General features: G+C 72.8%; 14 protein-coding genes. 4 read left to right on the forward strand and 10 right to left on the reverse strand.

Annotated features, from left to right (window positions below; genetic code table 11):
* Positions 1–43 precede the first annotated feature (43 nt).
* Positions 44–985, reverse strand: a complete 942-nt coding sequence (locus ACFYZA_RS19435; RefSeq protein WP_382592442.1) for a 2-hydroxyacid dehydrogenase — start codon at positions 983–985, stop codon at positions 44–46.
* A 74-nt stretch (positions 986–1,059) separates the two neighbouring features.
* Here ACFYZA_RS19435 and ACFYZA_RS19440 point away from each other — a divergent pair, with 74 nt between their 5' ends.
* Positions 1,060–2,073 carry an aldo/keto reductase gene (locus ACFYZA_RS19440; protein WP_388491831.1) on the forward strand — a complete coding sequence of 338 codons (1,014 nt, stop codon included), beginning with the start codon at positions 1,060–1,062 and terminating at the stop codon, positions 2,071–2,073.
* A gap of 139 nt (positions 2,074–2,212) precedes the next feature.
* Complete coding sequence (locus tag ACFYZA_RS19445; protein WP_382592437.1) at positions 2,213–3,361, forward strand: PQQ-dependent sugar dehydrogenase; 1,149 nt, start codon at positions 2,213–2,215, stop codon at positions 3,359–3,361.
* Positions 3,362–3,368: 7 nt separating this feature from the next.
* On the opposite strand, the gene ACFYZA_RS19450 is transcribed toward ACFYZA_RS19445, so the two are convergent.
* The 9 genes from ACFYZA_RS19450 to gatC all read right to left on the reverse strand — a co-directional run bounded on the left by ACFYZA_RS19450 (position 3,369) and on the right by gatC (position 14,525).
* Complete coding sequence (locus tag ACFYZA_RS19450) at positions 3,369–6,428, reverse strand: AAA family ATPase (RefSeq protein ID WP_388491989.1); 3,060 nt, start codon at positions 6,426–6,428, stop codon at positions 3,369–3,371.
* A 150-nt stretch (positions 6,429–6,578) separates the two neighbouring features.
* Positions 6,579–6,758, reverse strand: a complete 180-nt coding sequence (locus tag ACFYZA_RS19455; RefSeq protein WP_382592435.1) for a hypothetical protein — start codon at positions 6,756–6,758, stop codon at positions 6,579–6,581.
* A gap of 212 nt (positions 6,759–6,970) precedes the next feature.
* Positions 6,971–7,579, reverse strand: a complete 609-nt coding sequence (locus ACFYZA_RS19460; protein ID WP_388491834.1) for a hypothetical protein — start codon at positions 7,577–7,579, stop codon at positions 6,971–6,973.
* A 133-nt stretch (positions 7,580–7,712) separates the two neighbouring features.
* Positions 7,713–8,273, reverse strand: coding sequence for a GNAT family N-acetyltransferase (locus ACFYZA_RS19465; RefSeq protein ID WP_382592429.1), 561 nt, complete (start codon positions 8,271–8,273; stop codon positions 7,713–7,715).
* 175 nt (positions 8,274–8,448) lie between these two features.
* Positions 8,449–10,545 carry a phosphocholine-specific phospholipase C gene (locus ACFYZA_RS19470; protein ID WP_388491990.1) on the reverse strand — a complete coding sequence of 699 codons (2,097 nt, stop codon included), beginning with the start codon at positions 10,543–10,545 and terminating at the stop codon, positions 8,449–8,451.
* A 422-nt stretch (positions 10,546–10,967) separates the two neighbouring features.
* Positions 10,968–12,476 carry an Asp-tRNA(Asn)/Glu-tRNA(Gln) amidotransferase subunit GatB gene (gene gatB, locus ACFYZA_RS19475; RefSeq protein WP_382592426.1) on the reverse strand — a complete coding sequence of 503 codons (1,509 nt, stop codon included), beginning with the start codon at positions 12,474–12,476 and terminating at the stop codon, positions 10,968–10,970.
* 17 nt (positions 12,477–12,493) lie between these two features.
* On the reverse strand, positions 12,494–12,733 hold the full coding sequence (locus ACFYZA_RS19480; RefSeq protein ID WP_267056547.1) for a hypothetical protein: 240 nt from the start codon (positions 12,731–12,733) through the stop codon (positions 12,494–12,496).
* Positions 12,730–14,223, reverse strand: coding sequence for an Asp-tRNA(Asn)/Glu-tRNA(Gln) amidotransferase subunit GatA (gene gatA / locus ACFYZA_RS19485; RefSeq protein ID WP_120721242.1), 1,494 nt, complete (start codon positions 14,221–14,223; stop codon positions 12,730–12,732). The genes ACFYZA_RS19480 and gatA overlap by 4 nt, the downstream gene beginning before the upstream one ends.
* 5 nt (positions 14,224–14,228) lie before the next feature.
* On the reverse strand, positions 14,229–14,525 hold the full coding sequence (gatC, locus tag ACFYZA_RS19490; protein ID WP_003966094.1) for an Asp-tRNA(Asn)/Glu-tRNA(Gln) amidotransferase subunit GatC: 297 nt from the start codon (positions 14,523–14,525) through the stop codon (positions 14,229–14,231).
* Positions 14,526–14,808: 283 nt separating this feature from the next.
* On the opposite strand from gatC, the gene ACFYZA_RS19495 reads away from it, so the two are divergent.
* Complete coding sequence (locus ACFYZA_RS19495; RefSeq protein ID WP_388491839.1) at positions 14,809–16,206, forward strand: hypothetical protein; 1,398 nt, start codon at positions 14,809–14,811, stop codon at positions 16,204–16,206.
* Between the two features lie 38 nt (positions 16,207–16,244).
* Positions 16,245–18,194, forward strand: coding sequence for a phosphocholine-specific phospholipase C (locus tag ACFYZA_RS19500; RefSeq protein WP_388491841.1), 1,950 nt, complete (start codon positions 16,245–16,247; stop codon positions 18,192–18,194).
* Positions 18,195–18,378: the final 184 nt, after the last annotated feature.

Raw genomic sequence — 18,378 nt, forward strand, 5'->3', positions numbered from 1 at the left:
GGAGTCGCGAGGGCACCCGGTGCACCCGAATCGCTTCGGAGCGTTACTGATCCGTCGTCAGAACCACGTTGTCGAGCGGCTCTTGGGCCGCGAAGCGGGTGAGCTGAGCGGCCAGCAGACGCTTGGCGCGGGGCAGGAAGGCAGAGCTGGAACCGCCCACGTGCGGGCTGATGAGGACGTTGGGCGCGTGCCACAACGGGTGCCCCGCGGGGAGGGGTTCGGGGTCGGTGACATCCAGTGCCGCGTGGATGCGGCCGGACTCCAGTTCGGCGAGCAACGCCTTGGTGTCCACGACGGGCCCGCGCGCGACGTTCACCAGGAGCGCCCCGTCCTTGAGGCGGGCCAGGAACTCGGCGTCCACCAGGCCCTTCGTCTGTCCGGTGAGCGGCGTGGAGACGATGACGACGTCCGCCTCCGGAAGCAGTGCGGGCAGATCGGTCAACGCGTGCACTTCACCGCGCTCCGTTGTGCGCGAGGAGCGCGCGACGCGCGCCACCCGCGCGCACTCGAAGGGCGCGAGCCTGTCCTCGACGGCGGCCCCGATCGACCCGTACCCGACGATCAGAACGGACTTGTCGGCGAGGGCCGGATAGAAGCCGGAGCGCCACTCCTGCCGCTCCTGCCCCTGGACGAATCCGGGGATCCCGCGCAGCGAGGCGAGGACCAGGGCCAGGGTCAGCTCGGCGGTGGACGCCTCGTGCACCCCGCGCGCGTTGCACAGGCGTACGCCCGGCGGCAGCAGCCCGATGCCCTGCTGTACGTGGTCGATGCCGGCGGTCAGCGTCTGCACCACCTGGAGCCCGGTCATGGCGGCGAGCGGGCGGACCGAGGTCTCGGCCGGCTTCATGTAAGGGACCACGTAGAAGGCGCAGTCGGCGGGGTCGGCCGGAAAGTCCGGGCCCCCGTCCCACACCCGGTAGGCGAAGGAGTCGGGCAGGCCCGGGACGTCGGCCGGGTCGAAGGGGATCCACACGTCAGCAGTCATGGTCAGGAGGCTATGCGAAGGCCGTAGGCGGCCAGAGGTTAGTTTGGGGAGCGACGAGGGAGGGATCCGGCCAGGTGGAGCGCAGGACAATCGGGGCGGGGGCCCTGCGGGCGGGTGCGATCGGGCTCGGCTGCATGCCGATGAGCTGGGGCTACACCCGCTCGCAGCAGGACCTGGAGCGCTCGCTGCGCGCCGTGCACGCCGCCTTGGACACCGGCTCGAACCTGCTTGACACCGCCGACATGTACGGCCCGTTCACCAACGAGCTGCTGATCGGGCGGGTGCTCAGGGAGCGGCGGGACGAGGCGTTCGTCGCCACCAAGTGCGGGCTGCTCGTCGGCGTCGACCAGCACGTGGTCGCCAACGGCCGCCCCGGCTATGTGCGCCGGGCCTGTGACGCCTCGCTGCGCCGGCTGGGCACCGAGGTCATCGACCTGTACCTGCTGCACCGCGCCGACCCCGAGGTTCCCGTCGAGGAGACCTGGGGGGCGATGGCGGAGCTGGTGACGGCGGGCAAGGTGCGCGCCCTCGGACTCAGCGCGATGGGTGCGCGGGCGGTGCGCCGGACCGCGCCGGTGGCCGGGGTGCACGGGCTGCACGTGGGCCGGTACGAGGAGACGGTGCGGCTGCTCGACCGCGTCCAGCAGGTGTTCCCGGTCGCGGCCGTGCAGGCGGAGCTGTCGCTCTGGTCGCGCGAGGCGCTGCGCACGCTGCTGCCGTGGTGCACGGTCCGGGGGGTGAGCCTCCTGGCCGCGATGCCGCTGGGCAACGGGTTCCTGACGGGCACGCTCACCCCGGGGCAGGGCTTCGAACCGGACGACATCCGGGCCCGCCACCCCCGCTTCACGGCGGAGATGATGGCCGCGAACCAGCCCGTGGTGGTGGGCCTGCGCCGGGTCGCCGAGCGGCACGGGGCGACCCCGGCGCAGGTGGCCCTGGCCTGGCTGCTGCGGCTCGGACAGCAGGTGGTCCCGGTGCCGGGGGCCAAGCGGGAGGAGTGGGTCCGCGAGAACGCCCTCGCCGCGGGCCTCGCGCTGACCCCGCTCGACCTGGCGGAACTGGCGGCGCTGCCGCCCGCCCGGGACTGACCGGGCCGCGCGGGCACGCGCCCGGAGCGGGTGCGGCCCACACGAACCGTGCCCGCCAAGGGAGTTGGAACCGCCGGGCGCCGGGCCGAGCCCCCAGAATGAGCCCAGCGCATCGACCCCGGCGAAGGGAACCTGAACCGTGCGACGTACCACCGTGGCGACCGCCCTGGCCACAGCCGTGCTGGTGCTGGCGGCGGGCTGCTCCTCGGGGCCCGCGCGGCCTCGGGCGCAGGGCGCCACCTCCGCGACCAAGGCGGCCCCTACAACCTCACCGGGGGCCCAACTCCCGCCCGCCAAGGGCTCGGTGAAGGTGGCGAGGACCGTCACCGACGGGCTCAAGTCGCCCTGGGGCATCGCGGCGCTCCCCGAGGGCGCGCTGCTCGTCGGCTCGCGGGACGACGGCTCCGTGGTGCGCGTCGACACCGCGACCGGCGAGAAGACCGCCGTGGGCAGCGTGCCCGGCGTCGCCCACCAGGGCGAGGCGGGCCTGCTCGGGCTCGCCCTTTCGCCCTCGTACGCCTCGGACCATCTCCTGTACGCGTACTTCACCACCGAGTCCGACAACCGCATCGCCCGGATGATCTACGACCCGGCACGGCCGGCGGGCCAGCAGCTCGGGGCGCCGGACACCATCCTGCGCTCGATCCCCAAGGGCAGCGTCCACAACGGCGGGCGCATCGCGTTCGGACCCGACCGGATGCTGTACGCCGGCACCGGCGAGACCGGCGAGAAGGGGCTCGCCCAGGACAGGAAGTCGCTCGCCGGGAAGATCCTGCGGATGACACCGGACGGACAGCCCGCGTACGGCAATCCGGAGGCGGACTCGGTCGTCTACTCCCTGGGGCACCGCAATGTGCAGGGCCTGGCCTGGGACGGCGAGAACCGGCTGTGGGCCGCGGAGTTCGGGCAGGACACCTGGGACGAGCTCAATCTGATCGAGCCCGGCAAGAACTACGGCTGGCCCGTCGTGGAGGGCAGGGCGGGCAAGGCCGGGTACGTCGACCCCGTCGCCCAGTGGAAGACGTCCGAGGCCTCGCCCAGCGGGATCGCGTTCCAGGACGGCTCGGTGTGGCTGGCCGCGCTGCGGGGCGAGCGGCTGTGGCGCGTCCCGCTCGACGGCACCAAGGCGCTCGCCGGCCCCGAGGCCTTCCTGGGCGGCCAGTACGGCCGGCTGCGCACCGTCCTCGCGGCCGGGGCCGGCAAGCTGTGGCTGCTCACCAACAACACCGACTCGCGCGGCACCCCCAAGCCCGGCGACGACCGCGTCCTGGAACTGGACGTCACCTGAGGGAACGTCAGCCGCGCGCCGGCTGTTCGGTGAACAGGTTGAGGCGGTGAGCCAGGGCCGCCGCCTCGCCACGGCCCGAAACCCCCAGCTTGGCAAGGATGTTGGAGACGTGCACGCTCGCCGTCTTCGGCGAGATGTACAGCTCCTCGGCGATCTGACGGTTGCTGTGTCCGGCCGCGACCAGGCGCAGCACGTCCTGCTCGCGGCTGGTCAGCCCGAGCGCCTCCACCGGGTCGGCCAGGTCCTCGGGCCCGGCCGGATCCGGGGCGGTCAGCGGGACGCGGGCCCGGCGGGCCAGGAGCTCCAGCTGCTCGCGCAGGGGCCGGGCGCCGACGCGCTCGGACTCGGCGTGGGCCCCGCGCAGCAGCGTGGCGACGGTGTCGCGGTCGCCGCCCTCGGCCAGCAGGGCATAGGCCCAGCGGTGGCGGGCCAGGGCCAGTTCGTAGGGGCGCTCCACGGCTTCGAGCGCGTGGGCGGCCGCTTCCCAGCGGGCCGCCGAGTCCCGGCCCTCGGCGCGGTCCAGTTCGGCGGTGACGACCAGCGAGAGCGCCTCGCAGCACGGGGCGCCGGTCGGCAGCCTCCTGGCCGCGGTGCGGATCACTTCGAGGGCGGCGCTCCGGCCCTGCTCGGCCGAGGGGAGCCCGCGCACATCGGCTTCCACCGCGGCGGCCGCCGCGAGCAGCGGCCAGCCGTAGCGCTGGGTGCCGGGCGGGAAGCCGGGCTCCACGGCACGGGCCAGCTCCGCGCGGGCCTCGTCGACGCGGCCCCGGGCGGCCGCGATGCCGAGCGCGATCCGGGCGAGCGGGATGGCGTGCTGGGCCAGCGGGTCGTACTTGCCGAAGGCCGCGTGGGCGTCGCCGAGGGAGGCCGCCGCCTGCTCCAACTCGCCCCGGAACAGGGCGAGTTCGGCCCGGCGCAGCAGGGCGAGCCCGAGCGGTTTGGTGCTCACCGCGGTGCGCTGGACCCGCTCGATGGAGTCGGCGGCCTCCTCCCAGCGGTTGAGGCTGAACAGGGATTCGGCCCGGTTGGCCTGCACCCAGGCCTCGTTGTCGAGCAGCCCGTACTTCTGGGCCAGGCGCACCCCGTCGTCGGCGACGCGTACGGCCGCGGCCGAGCGGCCGACGGCCTCAAGACCGGAGCTGAGGTTCACATGGCCCCGGGTCGCCTCGCCGACCAGGCCGAGTTCCAGGGATCGGTCGATCACCGCGCGCATCGTGACGATGCCCTCCTCGATCGATCCCGAGTCGACCATCAGGCTGCCCAGAGTGAGCCTGACGTTGAGCTCGATCTCCTCGGTCCGCACCAACCGGGCGTATTCCACGGCCTGTTCGGCCGCGGCGAGGGACTCGGGGCCGGGCTTGTGGAGCATGCCCCAACTGGCCGCCGCGGCCAGGACCTCGGCGTGCACGGGGGACGGGGCGAGGCCGCGCACCAGGTCCTGGGCGGTGGCTATCTCCGCCCAGCCGTCCCCGCGCCCCGCGTGCTGCACCAGGCGGGAGCGCTGGATCCAGAACCAGGCGGCGCGCAGCGGGTCGTTCCCGGAGCTCAGGTCGCTCTCGGCCTCGATGAGTCGCAGCGCCTGCTTGGCGAGTTTCAGGGCGCCCTCGCGATCGCCGCAGAGCCGGGCCGCCTCCACGGACTCCGCCAGCAGATCGAGATAGCGCAGCGAAGCGGCCTGTTCGGGTGCGCAGCCGCACGGCGGGTAGGAGCCCGCGTGGTCCAGGGGCCTGAGCCCCTTGCGCAGCTCGGCGGGGACGCTGTCCCACAGCTCCATCGCCCGTGAGAGCAGCCGCAGTTGCTCCGCGTAGGCGTACCGCCGGCGGGCCTCCACCGCGGCGCGCAGGACCACGGGCAGTGCCTTGGCCGCGTCGTGCGCGTGGTACCAGTACGTCGCGAGCCTGGTGGTCCGCTCGTCGGCCCTGACCAGGGACGGGTCGGCCTCAAGTGCTTCGGCGTAGCGGCGGTTGAGGCGTGAGCACTCGCCGGGCAGCAGGTCGTCGCTGACGGCCTCGCGGACCAGGGAGTGGCGGAAGCGATAGCCGTCGCCGTCGCCCGCCGGCAGCAGGATGTTGGCGCCGACGGCGGCCCGCAGCGCCTCGATGAGCTTGTCCTCGGGGAGCCGGGCGACGGCGGCCAGCAGCGGGTACTCCACGGTGGAGCCGCCCTCGGCGGCGATCCGCACCACCCGCTGGGCGTCCTCGGGCAGGCTCTCGACGCGGACGAGCAGCAGATCGCGCAGCGAGTCGCTGAGGTCGGGGCAGGTGCCGTCGGGGTCGCGGCCCACCACGAGTTCCTCGACGAAGAAGGCGTTGCCGTCGGAGCGTTCGAAGATCTCGTCGGCCAGGCGCTGCTCGGGCTCGGCGGCGAGGATGCCGGTCAGCTGGTGGTGGACCTCGGCCCGGTTGAAGCGCGGCAGTTCGATGCGGCGCACGCTGCGCAGCCGGTCCAGCTCGGCGAGCAGGGGGCGCAGCGGATGGCGGCGGTGGATGTCGTCGGCACGGTAGGTGGCCACGACGACGAGTCGGCCGCGCCGCAGGGTGCGGAAGAGGTAGGCGAGCAGATGGCGGGTGGAGGCGTCCGCCCAGTGCAGGTCTTCGAGGACGAGGACGACGGTGCGCTCGGCGGCGATCCGCTCCAGCATCCGCACGGTGAGCTCGAAGAGGCGCGCGGTGCCGTCCTCGCGGGAGGTGGGCGGCCCGGTCCTGGCCAGCTCGGGCAGGAGCAGGGCCAGCTCCTCCTCCTGGCCGTCGGCCGCCGCCGCCAGCTCCTGCGGCAGGAGGCGGCGCAGCGCGCGGAGCGCGGCCGAGAAGGGGGCGAAGGGCAGCCCGTCGGCGCCGACCTCGACGCAGCCGCCGATGGCGATCACGGCGCCGGCCGCGCGGGCGGCGTCGGTGAACTCCTCGATGAGCCTGCTCTTGCCGACGCCCGCCTCACCGCCGACGAGCAGCGCCTGCGGCTCGCCCTGGGCGGCCGCGGCGCGCGCGAGTGCTTCGTTCAATATCCGCAGCTCACCGGCGCGGCCGACGAACACGGGGCTGACTGACCTGGTCTCCACGCCGCTGAGCATCGCACAGGCCCGGGTCGGCGAGGTGGCGGGCGGTCCGTCCCCGGCTGGGGAGGCGGCCCCGGAGGAGGTCGGGGTCACGGCCGGGGACGGCGTCCGGGCGGGGTTGGCGGGGCGGGTCGGGGTGGTCGTCATCGCGGGCGGCCGGGCGGGTCAGGCGGCCCGTGCGAACCGGCTCCGCGGTGAACTCACCCGCCCCTCCGGCCCGTTGCCGTCACTGCGGCGGCGGCCGAAGCGGCGCCGGGCCCCGCGGACCTGGCCCGCGAGACGCTCCTGGTCGGCCTGGCGCAGCAGCTCGGCCTGGCGGTTCTTGTAGATCTCGTAGTCGAACATCTCGGTGCTCCTGGGGATGAGTGGCTGGGGTTTTCCGCTCGGGGCCCGGTGTTCCGGGCTCCTTGCGATGCCTCAACTCTCGTCTCCCAGGGGCCCCTCGCGCATGGGGCGAGTGCCGCATCTGTGCGGGGGCGCTGCCTTAGACGGTCCGCATGGCGGACCGGAGCCGCCTAAGGCAGGGGGCGGGTGCCTTAGGCGGCCCGCCGGGAAGCTCAGCCCTTGGTGCTGGGCAGGGCCGCGAACAGGTCGAGGTACATGCCCGCCGAGATCAGCAGGCCGACCACGCCGAGGACGACTCCGGCGAGCGCGACGGCCTTGACCCACACCGGCTGCTCGGCGCGGCCGGGCGTGCCGAAGGCGGGCCGGGCGAGGACGACCGCGCCGACGATCAGGGCGAGCAGCGCGAAGATGCCGTTGACCAGGGCGGTGGTGTGCCAGGAGTTGCCGTAGATCTCCTGGATCTGCTGGGCGGCGGTGCCGCTCTGGGAGGTCTTGATCTGGCCGATGAGGGTGGCCCGCTCGGAGAGCGTCTTGCCCATCCAGGTGCCGCTGAGCGAGACCGCGCCGAGCGCGCCGGCGACGACGGCCGCGGCGCCCGCGCCGAAGCCCGCGCGGGCGGGGGCCGCCTCGGCGGCCGGTTCGTCTGCCGGCTCGGGGCCGTCGGGGTCCGTCGCGTCGGGGACTTCGGCGGCCTCGGGGGCCGTTTCGGCGCTCGCTCCCCCGGTGGTGGCCGTGGCCCCGGCGGCCGCGGCTTCCGTCTCGGCATCCGTCCTGGGCTCGGTCTCGGCGTCGGTCTTCGTCGTGGCGGGGGTGGCGTTCATGCCCGGCACGCTAGGGGCCGTTTCTGAGAGCCCGCTGAGAGCTTCCTTAACGCCCGGCCCGTACCTCGACGACGCCCGGCATGTTCCTCGACGCCCGGCCCGTACCCCGCCCGGCTTCCTTCTGCCCCCGGCGTCAGCGCCCGGCGCGTGCCGCCCGCCAGTCGTCGGCGAGGACGGCCCACACCTCGCTGTCGTGGCGCACCCCCCGGTACAGGTAGTTCTCGCGCAGGACCGCGTCCCTGGTCATGCCGAGCCGCTTGGCCACGTTGATGCTCGGGGTGTTCTCGGCGACCGCCACCCACTCGACGCGGTGCATGCCGCGCACGTCCACGGCCCAGTCGATCAGCAGCGTGATGGCCCGGGTGATCAGGCCCCGCCCGACCGCCGCCGGCTCCAGCCAGCAGCCGACCTCGCAGGTGCCCTGCGCCGAGTCGAAGATCCGGAACAGGACGCCGCCGACGAGGGTGCCGTCGAGCCGGATGCCGTACAGGCGCCCGGCGTCCGCGGCCGTCTTGTCCGCGTAGCTCTGGAGGTAGGCGCGGGCGGAGGCCGGGTCGGTCACGAAGTCCGGCAGCGCGATGTGGGTGCCGATGAACTCGCGGCCCCGGTCCATGTGGGCGAGGAACTCCTCGGCCTGCCACGGCTCCAGGGGGCCCAGCTCGGCCCCGTCGTCACCCAGCGATACTGCGAACATCCCCGCTCCTCCACCTGCGTACGTCCGGCCGGCCACGGCTCGGTCCGGGCCGGTCGGCCCGCCCGGCCGCCGGCCGCTCCGGAATCTTCGCACGGTGGTGTACGGGGCCCGGCCAGGGCGCCGGGGGCCGCAGCGGGCTCCGCCCGGCGCCCCCTCCCCCCTGCGCGTCGCGGGTTCAGCCGGAGACGCTGGGCCGGCCGTTCTCGATGTGTCCCATCAGGCGGCGGCGGAACGGGGTCTCGCCGTCCGTGGTCACTTCGAGGTCGTACCAGCCGTGCGCGTCGGCGGCGGAGTGCACGACGGTGCGGCTGCGCCCCGGCTTGACCGTCACGGTCCGCTTCCAGTCCCGCAGATCGGCCTCGTCGGCGTAGCCCAGCGGCCGCACGACGAAGGTGACCGACCGGTGGCCACGGTTGCGGAGCGTGAGGTGGACGTCGCGGTCGTGATGGTCGAGGTACGTGGTCACCTCGGCGGCGTCGGTGTCCGCGGCGCCCTCGAACTCGCGCCGGAACCCGTTCGGCCCGGTCACCGTGAACTTGTAGGCGCCGTTCGCTCCCTGGGCCAGGGGCACGCTCCACTGTGCCTTGCCCCGGACGTCCTTGTGCTGCGGCGCCGCGAACTCCTTGGCGTACGGGAAGAGCGCGAAGTGGGCGCTGGCCCGGCCGTTGTTGCTGAGCTGCACCTGGAGCGCCCCGTCCGCGACCTTGGCGTAGGCGTCCGGCTGGTACGGCAGCGGCCGGGCGGGCCGGGTGCCCTCCTCCTGTACGGGCATGTGCTGCTGGGCGGGCGGCAAGGGGCGCCAGCGTCCGCTCAGCGGCGGGATGGGGCCCGGGTGGGTCACGGCGGGCTGCGGCCTGCCGCGCTTGAAGTCGAAGGCGGAGGTCAGGTCGCCGGTGACGGTACGGCGCCACTTGCTGATGTTGGGCTCGCGCACCCCGGTCCAGTTCTCCAGGAAGCGGATCACGGAGGTGTGGTCGAAGACCTCGGAGCAGACGTAACCGCCGACGCTCCAGGGGGACACGACGAGCATCGGCACCCGGGCGCCGAGCCCGGTCGGGTTGCCCTGCCACTGCTCGTCGGTCACCTCGGGCGGGGCGACGGGCGGCGGGACGTGGTCGAAGAAGCCGTCGTTCTCGTCGTAGTTGATGAGGACGACGGTGTGCCGCCAGACGTCGGGGTGCTTGCCGAGCGCGTCCAGGACCTTGTAGACGATGGTGGCGCTGTGCACGGGCGAGGAGACGCTCGGGTGCTCGGAGTCCAGCGCCGAGGGCACCAGGTAGGAGACCTCGGGCAGGGTGCCGGCGGCCACGTCCTTGCCGAAGGCGTCGGCGAGCGTGCCGGTCGGCACCCGCCTCAACCCCCGCTCGAACAGGCTGCGTTCGGCCTTGGTGAGGGTGGCGACGCCCTGGTCGAGCAGGGCGAGCAGCCGCTGCCGCTCGGCGTCGTCCGGGGCGTCGCGCACGACACCGTAGAAGGACTCCATGAACGTGTGGCCGCCGGTCTTGGCCAGTGCCTTGCGGGCGATCGCCTTGAAGGTGGTGAAGAACTCGATCTGGTTGTCGGTGAAGTTCTCCCACTCGGTGTACGTCTTCCAGCTGCGCCCGGCCTTCTCGAGCCGCTCGGCGTAGGTGCCCCAGTCGTACCCGGCGTGGGTGCCCTCGTCGTAGGCGTCGTTGCCGACCGCTCGTTGGCCGTTGGCCTCGAACCCGGTCTTCCCGCTCCACAGGTGGTTGCGGTTGGGACTGGTGGAGCTGTGGATGGAGGAGTGGTACGCGTCGCAGACGGTGAAGGTGTCGGCGAGCTCGTAGTGCAGCGGGATGTCCTGGCGGTCGTAGTAGGCCATGGTCGCCGAGGTCTTGGCGGAGACCCAGTTGTTCATCCAGCCGCCGTTCCAGGCCTTGGCGCCGCCGCTCCAGGAGTGGTCGAGGGCGCCTATGTACTGGAGGTCCTTGTGCTGGGCGGCCGCGGCGCCGCGCACGGGGAAGGGCAGGACGGTGCTGCCAAGCGGACCCGGCTGCTCGAACACGGGCTTTCCGCCCGGGAGTTGGAGGGCGTTGCGGTCACCGAAGCCGCGTACGCCGCGCAGGGTGCCGAAGTAGTGGTCGAAGGACCGGTTCTCCTGCATGAGGATCACGACGTGCTTGACCGCGCTCAGCCCACCGGGGGGCGGCCCGGCGGCCATCGCCGACTGCAGCGACGGCGGCAGCAGCGAGCCGGCGGCGGCCGCGCCGAGGGCGCCGCCGCTCAGTGCGAGCAGTCGTCGCCGTGAGATGCCGCCGTCTGCGTTGTCCGTGGTCAAGTGATCCTCCCGGGCCGTGTGGTGTGTACGGGGGGAACGGTAATGACCCGGGGTGTCCCCCAGAAGGCCCCGCCCCGGCCCCCGGGTGAACGTCCAAGCACTCCCTCCGAAAAGTCCAACCCGGTTTTCCCCTTCGGGGGGCTGGGGGGCTTGGCCCTGCGGGCCGGGTGCTGGAGGGGAGTCGATCCCTGCGGATCGTGGGGGCTGGTCGCGCAGTTCCCCGCGCCCCCAACAGCACTGGTGCCGGCCGGCACCGGAGCATTTCAGCCCGTCCGGCGAATTGAGGCGCCGTTCAGGCGCGAACGGGGTCCGGGGCGGAGCCCCAGGGCATGGGGAAGGGGCAGCCCCGCCGGGCAACTCGCCGACGGGGGCCGCCCCTTCACGGGGTCGGAGGGCTAGCCCTCCACGCCCAGCTTCTCCAGGATGAGCTGCTTCACACGGCCCGCATCGGCCTGTCCGCGCGTCGTCTTCATGACCGCACCGACCAGCGCCCCCACCGCCGCGACCTTCCCGCCCCGGATCTTGTCCGCGATCGCCGCGTTGGACGCGATCGCCTCATCGACGGCCGCCCCCAGCGCACCCTCGTCCGAGACGACCTTCAGGCCGCGCTTCTCGACGACCGCGTCGGGGTCGCCCTCGCCCGCGAGGACACCCTCGATGACCTGGCGAGCCAGCTTGTCGTTGAGGTCGCCCGCGGCGACCAGCGCCACGACCCGGGCGACCTGCGCCGGCGTGACGGGCAGCTCGTCGAGCGCGACGCCCCGCTCGTTGGCGTTGCGGGCGAGCTCGCCCATCCACCACTTGCGGGCGCCGGCCGCATCCGCCCCGGCCGAGATCGTCGCGACGATCGGGTCGACCGCACCGGCGTTGAGCATCGACTGCATGTCGTGCTCGCTGACGCCCCACTCCTCGCGGAGCCGGTTGCGCCGCACCCGCGGCATCTCGGGCAGCGCGGAGCGCAGTTCCTCGACCCACGCGCGCGCGGGAGCCACCGGCACCAGGTCCGGCTCGGGGAAGTAGCGGTAGTCCTCGGCGTTGTCCTTGATGCGGCCCGAGGTGGTGGAGCCGTCCTCCTCGTGGAAGTGACGGGTCTCCTGCACGATCGTGCCGCCCGAGGACAGCACCGCCGCGTGCCGCTGGATCTCGAAGCGGGCGGCCCGCTCCACCGAGCGGAGCGAGTTGACGTTCTTGGTCTCCGAACGCGTGCCGAACTTCTCGACGCCGTGCGGGCGCAGCGACAGGTTCACGTCGCAGCGCATCTGGCCCTTGTCCATGCGGGCCTCGGAGACGTCGAGCGCCTTGATGACCTCGCGCAGCTCGGCCACGTACGCCTTGGCGACCTCGGGGGCGCGCTCGCCGGCTCCCTCGATCGGCTTGGTGACGATCTCGATGAGCGGGATGCCCGCGCGGTTGTAGTCCAGGAGCGAGTGCGAGGCGCCGTGGATGCGGCCCGTCGCGCCACCGACGTGCGTGGACTTGCCGGTGTCCTCCTCCATGTGGGCGCGCTCGATCTCCACGCGGAAGATCTCGCCGTCCTCCAGCTGGACGTCCAGATAGCCGTTGAAGGCGATCGGCTCGTCGTACTGCGAGGTCTGGAAGTTCTTCGGCATGTCCGGATAGAAGTAGTTCTTCCGGGCGAAGCGGCACCACTCGGCGATCTCGCAGTTCAGCGCGAGACCGATCTTGACGGCCGACTCGACGCCGATCGCGTTGACGACCGGGAGCGAGCCGGGCAGGCCGAGGCAGGTGGGGCAGGTCTGCGAGTTGGGCTCGGCGCCCAGCTCGGTCGAACAGCCGCAGAACATCTTGGTTTTGGTGCCGAGTTCGACATGGACCTCAAGGCCCATGACGGGGTCGTACGACGCGAGGGCGTCCTCGTACGAGACCAGATCAATGACGGTCACGGTGAAAAACTTCCCTCTCAGCCCAACAGGACGTCGTCGTCACCGATGCGCTTGAGCTCGCGCAGCAGGATGGCGACGCCGGTGGCGATGGCGGCGGCGGAGACGATGGCGTCCAGGAGCTTCAGCGTGTCGTTCTCGGTGCGGGCCTTCTTGGCCTGCTTCGCGACGCTGATGGCGCCGAAGGCGGTGGTGCCGATGGACAGGTACGTACCGGCCTTGGACTTCTTGAAGCCTTTGGCCTTGGTCAGTGCACTCACAACGACGGAGCCTCCTCGAGCAGCGGGTGTCCCCACTTTTCCACGAAGGCGGCCTCGACGGCGGCACCCACCTTGTACAGGCGGTCGTCCTTCATGGCGGGGGCGATGATCTGGAGCCCGACCGGCAGGCCGTCCTCCGGCGCGAGGCCGCAGGGCAGCGACATGGCGGCGTTGCCCGCCATGTTGGTCGGGATGGTGCACAGGTCCGCGAGGTACATCGCCATCGGGTCGTCGGCGCGCTCGCCGATCGGGAAGGCGGTGGTGGGCGTGGTCGGCGAGACGATCACGTCGACCTGCTCGAAGGCCTTCTCGAAGTCGCGCGTGATGAGCGTGCGGACCTTCTGGGCGGAGCCGTAGTACGCGTCGTAGTAGCCGGAGCTCAGCGCGTACGTACCGAGGATGATGCGGCGCTTGACCTCGTCGCCGAAGCCGGCCTCGCGGGTCAGCGCGGTGACGTCCTCGGCGGACTTCGTGCCGTCGTCGCCGACCCGCAGGCCGTAGCGCATGGCGTCGAAGCGGGCCAGGTTGGAGGAGCACTCCGACGGCGCGATCAGGTAGTACGCGGAGAGCGCCAGGTCGAAGGACGGGCAGTCCAGCTCGACGATCTCGGCGCCGAGCGACTTGAGCAGCTCGACCGACTCGTTGAAGCGCTGGACGACACCGGCCTGGTAGCCCTCGCCCGAGAACTGCTTGACGACGCCGACGCGCATCCCGGCCACCGAGCCGTTGCGGGCGGCCTCGACGACCGGCGGGACCGGCGCGTCGATGGACGTCGAGTCGAGCGGGTCGTGCCCGGCGATGACCTCGTGGAGCAGCGCCGCGTCCAGGACCGTACGGGCGCAGGGGCCGCCCTGGTCGAGGGAGGACGAGAAGGCGACCATGCCGTAGCGGGAGACCGCGCCGTAGGTCGGCTTGACGCCGACGGTGCCGGTGACGGCGGCGGGCTGGCGGATGGAGCCGCCGGTGTCCGTGCCGATAGCGAGCGGCGCCTCGTAGGAGGCGAGGGCGGCCGAGGAGCCGCCGCCGGAGCCGCCGGGGATGCGGGTCAGGTCCCACGGGTTGCCGGTCGGGCCGTACGCGCTGTTCTCGGTGGAGGACCCCATGGCGAACTCGTCCATGTTGGTCTTGCCGAGGATGACGACGTCCGCGTCCTTGAGGCGCTTGGTGAGCGTCGCGTCGTACGGCGGGATCCAGCCTTCGAGGATCTTCGAGCCGACGGTGGTCGGGATGCCCTCGGTGGTGAAGATGTCCTTCAGCGCCAGGGGCACGCCGGCCAGCGGGCCGAGCTTCTCGCCGGCCGCGCGCTTGGCGTCGACGGCACGGGCCTGCGCGAGCGCGCCCTCGCGGTCGACGTGCAGGAAGGCGTGGACCTTCTCGTCGACGGCCTCGATGCGCGCCAGGTGGGCCTCGGTGACCTCGACGGCGGTGAGTTCACCGGCCGCGATCTTCGCGGCGATCTCGGCCGCGGTGAGCTTGATGATGTCCGTCATGGTGATTAGTCCTCCCCCAGGATCTGCGGCACCTTGAAACGCTGCTGCTCCTGGGCCGGGGCGCCGGAGAGCGCCTGCGCGGGGGTGAGCGACGGACGGACCTCGTCCGCGCGCATGACGTTGGTCAGCGGCAGCGGGTGGGAGGTCGGGGGTACGTCTTGGTCGGCGACCTCGGAGACGCGGGCGACCGCGCCGATGATGTCGTCGAGCTGTCCGGCGAAGTGGTCGAGCTCTTCGCCCTTCAGCTCCAGACGCGCCAGCCGGGCGAGGTGGGCGACCTCCTCGCGCGTAATGCCAGGCATGCAGCGATCCTCAGGGGTGAGTGAGTGTGGTTTGGGCCCAATCCTATGGGGCGCACCACCCTCATCACGAAACGGATTACCCGCTCACCCTCGGTCACGGCCCCGGCGCCCGTCGTCGGCCTCTTCCGTCACCGTCCTCCCCGCCGCCTCCCCGCGCGTCCGTGGATCTCCGACATCTGGTCATGTTCCGTTCACATCGCGTGTGCGCACGCCTGGCTCACTTGGCGAAGTTGTTCAGCCAACTCGCCCCACCACGGCGTCCATCGAGAGGACCAGACCCTCCGTGTCCCCGCTCAGTACGGTCCGGCTCGTCGCGCCGGGCAGCCCCCGCGAGGGCGACAGGCTCGCCTTCCACTGGACCACCGACGCGCCCGATCCCAAGAACTGGATCGGCGTCTACGACGGCGACCGCGCCCCCGGCACCGGCTCCTCGCTCGCCTGGTCGTACGTGACGACCGCCGCCGGCGACATCACGCTCGACACCTCCGGCCTCGGCGAAGGCACCTACACCGCCTACCTGCTCGCCAAGGACGGCTACGGGATCCTCGCGCGGACCGCGCCGATCACGATCACCGCGCGGCCGCCGGTGGTGGCGCCGCACGCCGTCGTCGACTCCTTCACGACCGGCGCGTACGCCGCCGGGGCCGCGGTGTCGGTGCCGCTGGCGCCGCTGTGGGTGCGCCCGCCGGGCAACCCGGCCGGGACCCCGTCCTTCCGGCGCCTCTCCGGGGACGCGTGGCTGGCCGTCGGCGCCGACGGCACGGTGACCGGGACCGCGCCCGCGCGGCCGGGCCCGCACCCCGGGCGGATCGTGGTCGCGGTCAAGGACAGCGCGGGCGCGGGCGACACCGTCACCGTCCAGGTACCGGTGCGCGCGGCCGGGTCCCGGCCGCGCCTGACGATCGCCTCCCTGAACCTGTGGGACGCGGGGACGCACGTCGACGGGCTGCCGGAGAAGCTGGCGCGCCTCGTGCTCGGCCAGGGACTCGACGTGCTGGCCCTCCAGGAGACGGGCGGCACGGTGGCCAAGCCGCTCGCCGACACCCTTGGCTGGCATGCCTACGACACCCCGGCCGGGGTCGGCGTCGTCAGCCGCTTCCCCCTCACGGACGCGGCGGCCCCCGTCGCGGACCTGCCCGCGGTCGCGGCCACCCTTCAACTCCCGGGCGGGCGGCGGCTGCGGCTGTGGACGGCCCAGCTGGACGAGGCCGCGTACGGGCCCTACGCCCTGCGGGACGGACGCACCCCCGCCGAGGTCGAGGCCGCCGAACGCGCGAGCCTGCGCCACCGGCAGGCGACGGCGCTGCTCGCCGCGATGAAGGGCGATCTGGCGGCGAGGGGCACGCCGTTGGTGCTCGCGGCCGGACTCGCCTCGCCCTCGCACCTCGACCGGTCCTCCAAGGTGCGCTGGCCGGTGACCGTGGCGCTCGCCGCGTCCGGCCTGCACGACGCGTTCCGCGAGGCCCACCCGAGCCCGTCCCGCGAGCCCGGCACGACCTGGTCGCCGGTGCGCCCGGCCGAGCCGCAGGACCGCATCGACCAGATCCAGTACGCGGGCCCCCTGCACGTCGAGGCCGCGTACGCGCTGTGCACGGGCTGGCCGAAGCCGGTGCCGGACACCGCCGCCAACGGCTGGCCCTCCGATCACGCCGCGCCCGCCGTCACCTTCACCGCCCGCTGAGCCGTCGCCTCCTCCCCCGACCCGAAGGACCTTCCGTCATGACTCCGCTCAGCCGCCGCGCCTTCGTGGGCGCGTCCGCCGCGACCGCCGCCGCTGCCGCCGTCGGCCTGCCCGACACCGCCACCGCGGCCCCGCGTCCGAAGGGCAGCATCGAGGACGTCAAGCACGTCGTCGTCCTGATGCAGGAGAACCGCAGCTTCGACCACTACTTCGGCACCCTGTCCGGTGTCCGGGGCTTCGACGACCGCCAGGCGCTGACCTTCCCCAGCGGCGACTCCGTCTTCCGCCAGCCGGACGCGGGCCGCTCCGACGGCTTCACCCTGCCGTTCCGGATGGACACCACGAAGTACAACGCCCAGAACGCGGGCGGCCTCCCGCACGACTGGGGCACCGGGCACACCGCGATCAACGGCGGCGCGATGAACAAGTGGGTGGCCGCCAAGGGCGAGCGCACCATGGGCTACTTCACCCGCGAGGACATCCCCTACCAGTACGCCCTCGCCGACGCGTTCACCCTCTGCGACGGCTACTTCTGCTCCCAGGCCGGCCCCACCGACCCCAACCGCCTCTACCTGTGGTCGGGCACCTGCGGCCCCGGCAAGGACGGCACGACCGGGCCCTGGACGGACAACACGCCGGTCACGGACAACCCGGTCGCGGACTGGACGACGTACGCGGAGCGCCTGGAGGCGGCGAAGGTCAGCTGGCGGGTCTACCACAACCCGTCGAAGGACGACCGGTACGGCGACTACGACGACAACGCGCTCTCCTACTTCAAGCAGTTCCACAACTTCCCCGCCGACGACCCGCGTTACGTCAACGCGATGACAAAGTTCGACCCGGCCGCCTTCGACAAGGACTGCAAGGACGGCACCCTGCCGACGGTGTCCTGGCTGGTGGCGCCGTACCTGTTCAGCGAGCACCCCTCGGCGGGTCCCGACTACGGCGCCCACTGGGTCGACCAGGCGCTCCAGTCGCTCTTCTCGAACCCGGAGGTGTGGAAGCACACCGTCTTCCTCGTCATGTACGACGAGAACGACGGCTACTTCGACCACGTGCTGCCGCCGTTCCCCGAGCCGGGCACCCCGGACGAGTTCGCGGCGGGCCGCCCGATCGGCCTGGGCAACCGGGTCCCGCTCTGGGCGATCTCCCCGTGGTCGCGCGGCGGCTACGTCAACTCCCAGGTCTTCGACCACACTTCGGTCCTCCGCTTCCTGGAGCTGGTGACGGGAGTCCAGGAGCCGAACATCTCGGACTGGCGCCGCTCGGTGTGCGGCGACCTGACGAGCTGCTTCGACTTCACGAAGCCCGACTACTCGATACCCCGGCTCCCCGACACGGTGGCCCTGATGGCCAAGGCGGACGCGGGCAACGCGCTGCCCGCCGTCAAACTGCCCCCCAACGGCGCCCAGTCGATGCCCACCCAGGAGCCCGGCACCCGGCCGCACCGGCCGCTGCCGTACCGCCCCTGGGCGGATGTGACGGTGGACCGCACGACGGGCCGCGTCACCTGCGTCCTGGCCAACCAGGGCTCGGCCGCCTTCCACTTCACGGTGCTCCCCAACACGCTGAAGCCGTTCACGGGTACGCCGTTCACCGTGGCGCCGGGGCGGTCGAGGACGTACGTCTGGGAGACGGCGGAGACGGACGGGCGCTACGACTTCACGGTCCACGGCGCGGACGGCTTCCTCCGCCGCTTCTCCGGCACGGTGGTGCGCGCGGGCCACGAGGCCTCGGCCCCGGTCCCCACCACGACCGCCACCCTGCACGGCCGCCGCACCCTGGAACTCCGCCTGCGCAACGAGGGTACGTCCGAGCTGTCCTTCACGGTGTCCGACGAGCGGGGTTCCCGGGTGGTGTGGGTCCCCCCGAGAGACCGCACATCGGTGAACTGGCCGCTGAGGGACGGAAGTTACGACGTCACGGTGTCGGCGGCGAGCGGGGGCCGCTTCGCTCGGAGGTACGCGGGGACGGTCCACGCGGGGTAGGGCGAACCCGGGGCGCGGGGTCGGTGCGCGGCACCGGGAGCGGGGACGGGGGCGCGGGGCGGGGGCGGGGACGGCCGCGGGCCGTGCAGGGCTGGTCGCGCAGTTCCCCGCGCCCCTGTAGGTGACCCCAACCCCCGGAGGGTCTCGGGAAGGGGCGGGGTGGGGAAAGGCTTCCGGGGCCCGG

The sequence above is a fragment of the Streptomyces sp. NPDC001828 genome (genome assembly GCF_042892175.1).
Lineage (GTDB): Bacteria > Actinomycetota > Actinomycetes > Streptomycetales > Streptomycetaceae > Streptomyces.